8 protein-coding genes and 2 pseudogenes are annotated in these 9,880 nt (G+C 41.0%); 5 read left to right on the top strand and 5 right to left on the bottom strand.

The genetic code is table 11. From position 1 onward, the window contains the following. Positions 1 to 232 precede the first annotated feature (232 nt). Positions 233 to 454: a helix-turn-helix transcriptional regulator gene (locus Xhom_RS20730; RefSeq protein WP_069315954.1), complete on the top strand. Its 222-nt coding sequence runs from the start codon at positions 233 to 235 to the stop codon at positions 452 to 454. Here Xhom_RS20730 and Xhom_RS20725 read toward each other — a convergent pair. From Xhom_RS20725 to Xhom_RS20720, 3 genes and pseudogenes are all read right to left on the bottom strand, one after another. Continuing rightward, entirely contained in the window at positions 431 to 1,615 is a 1,185-nt protein-coding gene (locus Xhom_RS20725) for a tyrosine-type recombinase/integrase (protein WP_069315955.1), read from the bottom strand. The genes Xhom_RS20730 and Xhom_RS20725 overlap by 24 nt on opposite strands. A gap of 147 nt (positions 1,616 to 1,762) precedes the next feature. Continuing rightward, positions 1,763 to 1,963, bottom strand: a pseudogene (locus tag Xhom_RS43625) (hypothetical protein); the annotation flags it as partial. A 344-nt stretch (positions 1,964 to 2,307) separates the two neighbouring features. Further along, the gene (locus tag Xhom_RS20720) at positions 2,308 to 2,859 is read right to left on the bottom strand and encodes an NAD(P)H nitroreductase (protein WP_069315956.1); all 552 of its coding nucleotides are present in this window, start codon (positions 2,857 to 2,859) and stop codon (positions 2,308 to 2,310) included. Positions 2,860 to 3,027: 168 nt separating this feature from the next. Here Xhom_RS20720 and sppA point away from each other — a divergent pair, with 168 nt between their 5' ends. From sppA to Xhom_RS20695, 4 genes are all read left to right on the top strand, one after another. Beyond that, positions 3,028 to 4,920, top strand: coding sequence for a signal peptide peptidase SppA (sppA, locus tag Xhom_RS20715; protein ID WP_069315957.1), 1,893 nt, complete (start codon positions 3,028 to 3,030; stop codon positions 4,918 to 4,920). Between the two features lie 235 nt (positions 4,921 to 5,155). Then, positions 5,156 to 6,175 carry an asparaginase gene (gene ansA / locus Xhom_RS20710; protein WP_069315958.1) on the top strand — a complete coding sequence of 340 codons (1,020 nt, stop codon included), beginning with the start codon at positions 5,156 to 5,158 and terminating at the stop codon, positions 6,173 to 6,175. 26 nt (positions 6,176 to 6,201) lie between these two features. Further along, the gene (gene pncA, locus Xhom_RS20705) at positions 6,202 to 6,837 is read left to right on the top strand and encodes a bifunctional nicotinamidase/pyrazinamidase (protein WP_069315959.1); all 636 of its coding nucleotides are present in this window, start codon (positions 6,202 to 6,204) and stop codon (positions 6,835 to 6,837) included. A gap of 1,116 nt (positions 6,838 to 7,953) precedes the next feature. Continuing rightward, entirely contained in the window at positions 7,954 to 8,745 is a 792-nt protein-coding gene (locus tag Xhom_RS20695; protein WP_084023055.1) for a phage tail protein, read from the top strand. Positions 8,746 to 8,760: 15 nt separating this feature from the next. On the opposite strand, the gene Xhom_RS20690 is transcribed toward Xhom_RS20695, so the two are convergent. Both Xhom_RS20690 and Xhom_RS20685 read right to left on the bottom strand, forming a co-directional pair. Then, entirely contained in the window at positions 8,761 to 9,342 is a 582-nt protein-coding gene (locus Xhom_RS20690; protein ID WP_145957485.1) for a hypothetical protein, read from the bottom strand. Positions 9,343 to 9,583: 241 nt separating this feature from the next. Further along, positions 9,584 to 9,880 (bottom strand): annotated as a pseudogene (locus Xhom_RS20685) (hypothetical protein); the annotation flags it as partial.

The raw sequence follows: 9,880 nt of genomic DNA, 5'->3' as shown, positions 1-9,880 counted from the left end.
CCCGTGAGTCAATGGACGGCTGGGATTTATACGGTAATGAATCACCCGTAAACAATATCGAATTTATTAACGGAGTCAACTTCATCACCAATGACTAACGAATTCGAGAACGGACGACGACAGGTGGCAAGGGAGTGCCTGAAAGAACTGGATTTTTCGTATGAGATTTAAATTGTATTTCAGGAAGATTATTAATCGATTTAGATAGAAATTATTAATGAGGAGATGAGAAATGGATAAACTTTTAAGTGCAAAACAAATATGCGAAGCCATATCGATAAGCAAGCCAACACTGTACAGAAAGATTGAGTCAGGACAGATACCAAAGCCCCTCAAGGATGGAAGACGATCAAGATGGAAAGAGAGCGACATAATTCACTATATCAACTCTTTATCCAGAGGCTTTTTAACTGAGGCAGTTAAAAAGAAATCAACTATTGATAATTTCAAGTAACACACTTGTCCACGCTTCCATCATTTCTCTCCTCTCTCCCATGTATTCAGCGTGATTATATGCGGCTATTGACTTGTTTGTTTCTGAGTGTGATAGCTGCTTCTCTATAAGCTCACTTCTAAATCCCATTTCATAAAGCATTGTTGAGGCAGTAGCCCTAAAGTCATGGCATGTTATATCCCCACTTTTAAACCCTAGATTCTCTATTGCTCTGTTTGGGGTTGATTTGCTTATCTTCCCTCCACTAGTTCCCTGAAACACTAAATCAACATTTTCACCTTTGACATGCCTTCTAGATGCGGTTATTAATGATAAAACATAATCAGAAAGTGGAACTATGTGCGCCCTACCCATCTTCATTCTATCGCCACTTATAACCCATATCTTATTTTCCACATCTATCTCACTCCATAGCGCCCCCCTTAACTCTGATTGCCTGACAAAAACAAAAGGAAGTGTCCTAAGGAATAGCTTTACCTCTGGAATTGACTTTGATTCCTCAAGTCTTTCAAAGTAGAGTTTTATCTCTTCTCTTGATAGGCATCTTGAGTGATTTGTTTTTGGAGTGATTATTGACCCAATTAATGCGCTGGTAGGATCGAATTCAGCTCGTAAAGTTGATACCGCATATTTGAAAATAGAAGAGCATATCATTCTTACCTTTACTGCCGATGATGGGGAGCCATTTGATTCGATACTCTTTAGTACTACAAGTATATCCCTGGATGTTATGTCTTTGATTGGTTTATCGCCAAAATTCGGGTAGCAATTTTTGGACAGAAAACTTCTGTAGATACGAATTGTAGATTCGTTTAATGTCTTCTCTTTTCTTTCTAACCACTCCATGGATATAGATTTAAATGTATTTAATCTATATTCATCAAGTGATTTCTTATTTAACTTTTTAACCTCTGTTGGATTTAGACCTTTCTTTACTTGATGTCTAGCCCACTCAGCCTCTTTTCTCGCCTCAGCAAGGCTTACATACGGATACTCACCAATGGTATATCTACCATCCTTGGTTGGTGTTATCCAGAACCTATACCGCCAAAACTTAGCCCCCGATGGCCTAACCTCTATATATAATCCCTTATCATCAGTAATGTTATATGGCTTATCCTTTGGTTTTGCGTTCCTTACTTTTATATCCGTTAAAGGCATGACAGAACTCCAAACAAGATTTAGTTGTCCTGTAAGTTGTCCTGTTTTTTGTGGTATGTCAAGACATGCCTTGATACCATAAGAGACTAATCTCAATAATTTTAAATAAAAAAATAACAACTTGATACAAAACGATACCATCTGATATCAAGATTGTTTTTCTGCAATAAAAAGACGCATGGAATTATTCAATACTTCAATCAGTGTCCCATCTGAGCATGGTTCAGTCAGTCCACCAATAGTAATAAAATCAAGGTCGTGGCTTCGTGAAATGGCTTTCACCTCTTTCACGACATCCGGCAAAACTGCCAGCAATAAACCACCCGAAGTTTGTGGGTCACACAGGAGATGACCCTAACTTGTGGTCATTTCCTCCAATAAGTATTCGTAACGATAAAAGTTGCGCCCAGTGCCCTCAGGTACACAACTTTCTTTTGATCTATACCCGTCGTCTTTCAAGTTGCAGCTTTGTCGGCTACGTTCACTCACCTCAGTCACATAGTAAGCCTATGTTCCTGAGGATTCGTTCCCAAGACATAAGCGCTGTACCTTGAAATCCATTGGGTATATATTGTTCATTTTTCGAGCTGTCTTTTGGTTGGCAACTCTAAATCTATTAAGTATAAGCATCAACCGATACCCTGCCTATACTAAGTTAGGCAGGTTTAATCTGACATCGCTTATGCCAGTTATTAAAAGTAACTGACAAATTTAGTTAAATCTGGTGTTGCTACTGTTGTTGGTGCTTTGAGTTCCGGTGTTCCTAGATATAGGAATCCCACAATTTTATCATTCTCCTCACATCCAAGACCTGCTCTGACAGTTGCATCTTCTGTCCATGAGCCTGAACGCCATATGCCACCAAACCCTTGGGCTACTGCTGCCATCTGCATGGCATGAACCGCACAACCTGCGGCAACAACTTGTTCCCATACCGGGACTTTCGTATGTTCAACCACTTTGGCAATAACCGTGATAATCATTGGAGCGCGATAAGGTGCATTCTTCGCCTTCTCTTCAACCTCTTTTCCTAATTCACCTTCGATTGCCGCTTTCTCAAGAAGCTTGCTAAATTTCTCAATACCTTCTCCCTGCATTACGATAAAATGCCAAGGACGCAACGCACCATGGTCAGGAGCTCTCATTCCTGCTGCTAAAATTTGTTGTAATTCATTTCCTTCTGGAGCAGGTATTGTTAAACGTGAAGCTGAACGACGATTCAACAAAAGTTCCAAAGCATTCATAATTTTCTCCTGAGTAAGATAATCTGTCACAACCCCACATTCTCTGTTTATTCGTTAATGAATGAAAGCACAGAAACCGTTTTTTTCAGTCATTTCCATGATTTTTGGCTGACATTTACGGACTAGCTGATTAGGATAACCCCATTTGACCCCATAACTGGAGACGATATGCGTACTTTATGGAAGTTTATATCAGCATTATTTAAATGGAGTTGGAAACTGCTAAATTTCGTTCGCCAACTTATTTCCAATCTTATCTTTATTCTATTCGTTGTCGTCGTCGCTGTTAGCTTAGTGGTTTATCATGAACAATCCAAACCTGACGATAATTATAAGGGAGCACTATACGTTAATCTATCTGGCATAGTGCTTGATCAAGTATCAACCATTAATCCACTTGACCAACTGGGACAAAATCTTTTCAATCCCTTTAGTAACAATTATGAGCAAACCTCCTTGTTTGACATTGTTGAGAGCATTCGTCGTGCCAAAAATGATCCCAAAATTACTGGAATGGTATTACAGCTGAATGATTTTATAGGTTCAGACCAATCTTCCATGCAATATATTGGCAAGGCTATTAACGAATTTAAAGCAACAGGCAAGCTCGTTTTTGCAATCAATGATTCTTACAGCCAATCACAGTATTATTTAGCCAGTTATGCGAATGAAATATATCTGTCTCCATTAGGGGCTGTTGATATCCATGGTTTCTCAACCAACACGTTATACTACAAATCACTTTTAGACAGTCTGAAAGTTTCCACCCATATTTTCCGCGTAGGTACCTATAAATCAGCAGTTGAACCTGTATTACGGAACGATATGTCAGAAGATGCACGTAAAGCTGATAGCCTCTGGGTTAACGAATTGTGGAATAATTACCTGAAGACCATCGCATCTAACAGGAATATCCCTGCTGATCAAGTTTTCCCCAGCACAAGCAATTTTATCGAAAAATTCCGTAAAGTTGGCGGTGACACTGCGGTATATGCCTACCAAAACAAGCTAGTGAATCACATTGAGCCACGCAATGTCGTTGAAAAGAAAATGAGAGATATATTTGGTTGGAATGAACAACAGAATCATTTCAATTATATCAGCATCAATGATTACATTGCTCAAAAACCAACATCGTCCCAAAATAATAACAACGGTAATATTGCCGTTATTGTTGCAGAAGGCGCGATTCTGGATGGTAAAAAATCAGGTTTAATGGTGGGAAGTGAGAGCATCATAGAACAACTACGGGAGGCTCGTCAGAATCCTAACATCAAAGCTATCGTATTACGGGTAAATAGCCCAGGTGGCAGTATCAGTGCATCTGAACTTATCCGCAATGAACTCGCCGCTATCCGCCGTGGCGATGAAAACAATAATGGCAAAGGCGCAAAACCTATCGTTGTCTCTATGGGAGGGGTAGCTGCATCAGGTGGTTACTGGATATCGACTCCGGCTAATTACATCTTTGCTGATCAAAATACGTTAACAGGCTCCATTGGCATTTTTGGTATCATTCAAACCTTTGAAAAAACCCTGAATTTTATTGGTGTGAATACTGATGGTGTTTCAACAAGCCCACTGGCAGATATTTCTGCAACCAAAGGCATTAACCCAGCGTTTTCAGAGATAATGCAGTTGTCTATTGAGAGTGGTTACAATAAATTTATCGGGGTGGTTGCAAAAGCTCGCAATAAATCTCTGGATGAAGTCAATAATATCGCCCAAGGGCGTGTTTGGAGCGGTCTTGATGCCAAAAAGAATGGGCTAGTCGATCAATTAGGTGATTTTGATGATGCCGTCAATAAAGCTGCTGAATTGGCTGGAGTCAAAAATGTATCACTGAACTGGATCCAACCAGAGCAATCATTCACTGAAAAATTGTTTTCAGGGCTGACTACATCAACACAAGCCCTGCTGCCAAACGCGTTGCAATCCATGTTGCCGGCACCATTTACTCAGGTTGCAGAAGACATGAAAAAACAGGCTGTGTTTTATAACAATATGAACGATCCGCAAAATATCTATACGTTCTGCCTGAACTGTGTCGATATTCGTTAAAAACAGCTCACAATAGCACCATCAAATTTAAAGCCTGATTTCTGACAATCAGGCTTTTTTATTCCATACAGCCCTATATCCAATAGGTTTCGAGTTGCTGCACTGTGGCAAGAGAACGAATCCCCAAGAACATAGATAACTATGTGACTGGAGTGAGTAAACGCAACTAACAAAGCTGCAACTTAAAAGACGAAGAGTATATAATCCGGCTAAATATTGTTATTGAGGCATGACCATGCAGAAAAAATCTATCTACGTTGTCTACACTGGCGGCACAATTGGAATGCAACAATCCCCCAATGGATACATTCCTGTTTCCGGTCACTTGCAACAACAACTCGCACAAATGCCCGAATTTCACCGTCCAGAAATGCCAACGTTTACAATTCGGGAACATCAACCTCTGATTGATTCTTCTGACATGACTCCTGATGACTGGAGCATTATCGCTAATGATATCTACCAGAATTATCTAGACTATGATGGCTTTGTTATTCTGCATGGTACGGACACTATGGCTTTCACAGCTTCCGCACTTTCTTTTATGTTTGAAAACCTCAACAAGCCCGTCATTGTGACAGGGTCACAAATCCCTTTGGAAGCACTCCGTTCCGATGGGCAAACAAATTTACTTAATGCACTATATCTCGCAGCTAACTACCCTATCAACGAAGTTAGTCTGTTTTTCAGCAATAAATTACTTCGTGGAAATAGAACAATTAAAGCCCACGCTGATGGCTTTGATGCTTTCTCATCCCCAAACTGCTCACCCTTGATGGAAGCGGGGATCAACATCCGTACGTTCAAGGTAAATCCCATTCCTACCAGTCACAGTGAATTTGTCGTCATTCCGATTAAATCGCAACCGATTAGTGTTGTGACCATCTATCCGGGGTTATCCAGTCAGGTGGTAGAAAATATTCTGATGCAACCCGTCAAGGCATTGATTTTGCGGTCATACGGTGTTGGGAATGCGCCTCAACATACTGATCTGCTGAAAATACTAAAGAAAGCGACTGAGCGAGGAATTATCGTCGTGAATTTGACACAATGCATTTCCGGTCGAGTCAATATGGAGGGTTATGCTACAGGTCATGCGCTTGCAGCATCAGGCGTTATCAGCGGTTATGACATGACTTTCGAAGCAACTTTGACAAAATTACACTATTTATTAAGCCAGTCTTATACGCCTGAAAAGATCCGCCACCTGATGCAACAAAATTTGCGTGGGGAATTGAGCTATTATGATGAATAATCCAATCAGGTAAATTGAGAAATATGATGAAAACGGCATTATTACTTATCGATCTGCAAAATGACTTTTGTACTGGTGGTGCATTGGCGGTCAAAGAAAGTGATACGGTCATTAAAATAGCAAATGAAGTCATCACATTATGCCAGGAGAACGACATCCCGGTGATCGCCACTCAGGATTGGCACCCAGCCAATCACCTGAGCTTTGCAGAAAACTCAGGACAAAATATTGGCGAATTAGGTGAACTCAATGGTATTCCCCAAGTATGGTGGCCGGTTCATTGTGTACAAGGGCAGCTTGGTGCTGAGTTCTATCCTGAGTTAAATCAAGCAACTATCCAAGAGGTTTTCCAAAAAGGGGAAAATCCTCAAATAGATAGCTATAGCGCTTTCTTCGACAATGATCATAAAAGCGAAACTCGTCTGCATGGATGGTTAACAGAACAGAATATACAGCGCCTGCTGATCTTAGGCATTGCCACAGATTACTGTGTCAAATTTACTGTGCTTGATGCTTTGGCGTTAGGCTACGAAGCCTATGTGGTTATCGATGGCTGCCGGGGTGTTAATATTCAAGCTGATGACAGCAAACACGCATTTGAGGAAATGGTTACCAAAGGTGCTAAATTAATCCCACAGAATGAAATAATAACGATTCTGTAAACACAGATAGCCTCGCCCTATCTCTGTCAAGGACGAGGTTTTCATTTCAATTTAATCTTCTGACAGGGGTTTTAATTTTGCGACCATTGTTTGAAATGTATTTAATTTAAATTAAATGTTTAAAAACAATCAATTGTATAAAATATAAAACTCAATAAAGCGATACATGAACACAAATATGTACAAACGAAAAAGTTACACTATAGGCCAAAAATCTGCCCTTTAACCTATGAGGTACCTGCACAAATAAAAGGTATTGCAGAAATCACCATACCCAAGATGGGATATCACACCTTGCGGCAACCATTGGGGTTTCCCCAACAGTTGGTTAACTCGTTGATTTATCCGAGGTCCTCACTTTGGAGGAAGCCGGATAACCCACTACCGACGAAATTCGTCGTCAGCCATTCAGTTGCATACGGGAAGATCCCTCATGTACAAAAATATCAACTGCAAAAAACTTTTCAGTTGTGAAAATCTCACATGAGCAAAAGGTGTAACGGAAATCGTGATACTTGCAAAAGCAAAAGGTATGGTTAAAATCCCTATCCCCTGACGCTCCTATGTCAAGCCGAGTTACAAAATCGATTTGAAATCAGGAAAATCAGTCATCTTCTACATACGGGATTATCCCGTATCTAAAACCTGTATCATGCAGAAATAAAGAAACTAAAAGAGCTTTTAAATCCCATTTATGTAACCTGTTGATTTTACTAATTTCCTGTATGGTGCAGGAATTCAATTAAATCAAGGGGTTAAAAATGGTGCAATTCTCCCATTTAGAATAACTTGTTGATTTTACGTAATAACCTCTCAGGAACAGAATTCCGATTCTCGGACGGAAAGAAGGAATATCAATGTGTTGGGTTAAAGGGAGGGTTATCCTTTTTAACCCCCTATCAAGTTTCATCAGCCATCTGATAAATTTCATTAATTCCCCACCTGTCATTTTATGTCATCCTGCCATCAAAATATGCCACTCACCCATTACAGTTAGTCAAGCCGTACTCTCCAGTATTGATGAACCTATTTTATGGATGTTCACTGGCGGAGCAGTATCCCACCGCCTTCATGTTATTTAGCAATCTGTATTGTTGATTAAATGAGGGAATAAATATGAGTATTCAAGACAGTAATAGCTCCGTAGTAATTCCAACGATGGACGATGTCAGAAAAGCAATCAAAGAAGCCATTGAGGAACACGCTGCAAGCCGTAATCACCCATACGCAACTCAGGTAGAGCCAGGATTCGTCACTTTAAGTAATGAAGTCGATAGCGATAGTGAGATGACTGCGGCAACATCCAAGGCAGTTAAGACAGCAAATGATAATGCTAACGCTCGGTTGTCTAAAGACCAGAACGGAGCTGATATTCCTAATAAGGAAGAGTTTGTTAAAAATCTCGGATTAGAGCCAATAATGGAAGGATTAGCTTTACCTGTTGGTGTCCCTGTTCCTTGGCCGACAGAAACACCACCTGAAGGCTGGCTTATCTGCAACGGCGATTCATTTGATAAAGCAAGATATCCAAAATTAGCTCTTGCTTATCCATCCGGTGTATTACCTGATTTGAGAGGGGAATTTATCCGTGGATTGGATACGGAAGGTACAATTGATCCGGGGCGTACATTACTGTCTAAACAGCAGGCCACCATGCTGCCTTCGGTTCATACCAATAAAAGCCATAATACAGAAACAGGGGTATTGGTCTCACCACCAATGAGTGCATATAAAACAGAAGGAATAGAAGGGGAAATCATGGCTAAAGACTTTGATGAACCAGTATACACACCACAAGGAAAATATTTGTCCACTGCATTAACATCAGAAGGCTATGCAGCAACATTAGCAACATTCCGTGTTCGCCCCCGCAACATTGCATTTAATTACATAGTTATAGCCGCCTAATTCGGAGCTAATAATCTAACCCGCAACTTTCTGCGGGTTTACTGGCTTCATTTCACTACCGCTTTCTGCCTCACATTCCACACCGACTCTGCCGGCATCTGGACACGGACATCCAAGCGGGTGAATAAGGGGCACCAGGCCCCTGCCATCACTTCGGCTGTTCCGGCCACTGAATATCCGGTGCAAGTAGTGCAATCCACCCGATAGAGTTTCTTCATCTATGCGCCCGTTTGTAACACGGCTGAATAAGGCCTCTTTTGCACCAAGCTGGATAATCCAAGTGACTGGATACTTTTCAGAACCGTGTACTCGTTTCAATATTGATTTATCCATTGAGCTTGTTTCTTTATCTTTTACACACTGGATACAGCTACTAACAAAAGACATCTTCTCAAAATAGTTACTACCTGAGATCACAGCTCCATCCAGGCTCATTACCCGATGCTGCTGGCGTTGTGATTCTTCTACTTTCTGAGAGTGAAAGAGAGGCAGCATCTTGAGAGTTGATTCTGCTATTTTTTCAGCTTTAGTCTCGCTACCGACCCGTTGAGCCGTTTCAATACCGTACAATACTGAATCAATGCATTCCTTTAGCATTTTAAGTCGTTCTATATCGCTTGATTTATTCATGTTTGTCACCAGATAGGATTATTTGATACGAAGTCATAAGATGGGACCGCGGTCCCAATGGCTAATCTGGTCTCAAAAATATGAACTGGGACCGCGGAACCAGGCCTCTATTATCTCTTTGTTCCGCTGGTTGCAATCGCACAACTTGACATCCTTACCCGCTTCTTCATCCTTAGCTCCATCATCACCAGCAACTCTTTTTGGGTCTTCCAATAAACGTATCCTCTTTGCCTTTTAACTGACTCAGCTTGTTTCGTGGCAAGTTTCCGTGCTTGTTGAGTTTGACATTCTTGGGGTTGAGTAAGGCTGACCCATTCAGTTTGTGAACGCCGCCAACCTCAAACGGCTCCAGATAACCGGCAGCGGTTGGCATCACGGACACTTTTGCGGTCAGATTATCTTTGCAAGCACCCTGACTTCTGACTGATTTCACGGTGAATGACGTTGGGTTCTCCAATCGACGTTCTAGTGCGACCTTCTGTGCTTTCTCTATCTTACGCGCAAC

The organism is Xenorhabdus hominickii (genome assembly GCF_002632725.1).
GTDB classification, from domain to species: domain Bacteria; phylum Pseudomonadota; class Gammaproteobacteria; order Enterobacterales; family Enterobacteriaceae; genus Xenorhabdus; species Xenorhabdus hominickii.
Note: the sequence above shows the minus strand (reverse complement) of the source record. Positions and strands in the feature narration are given on the sequence as shown.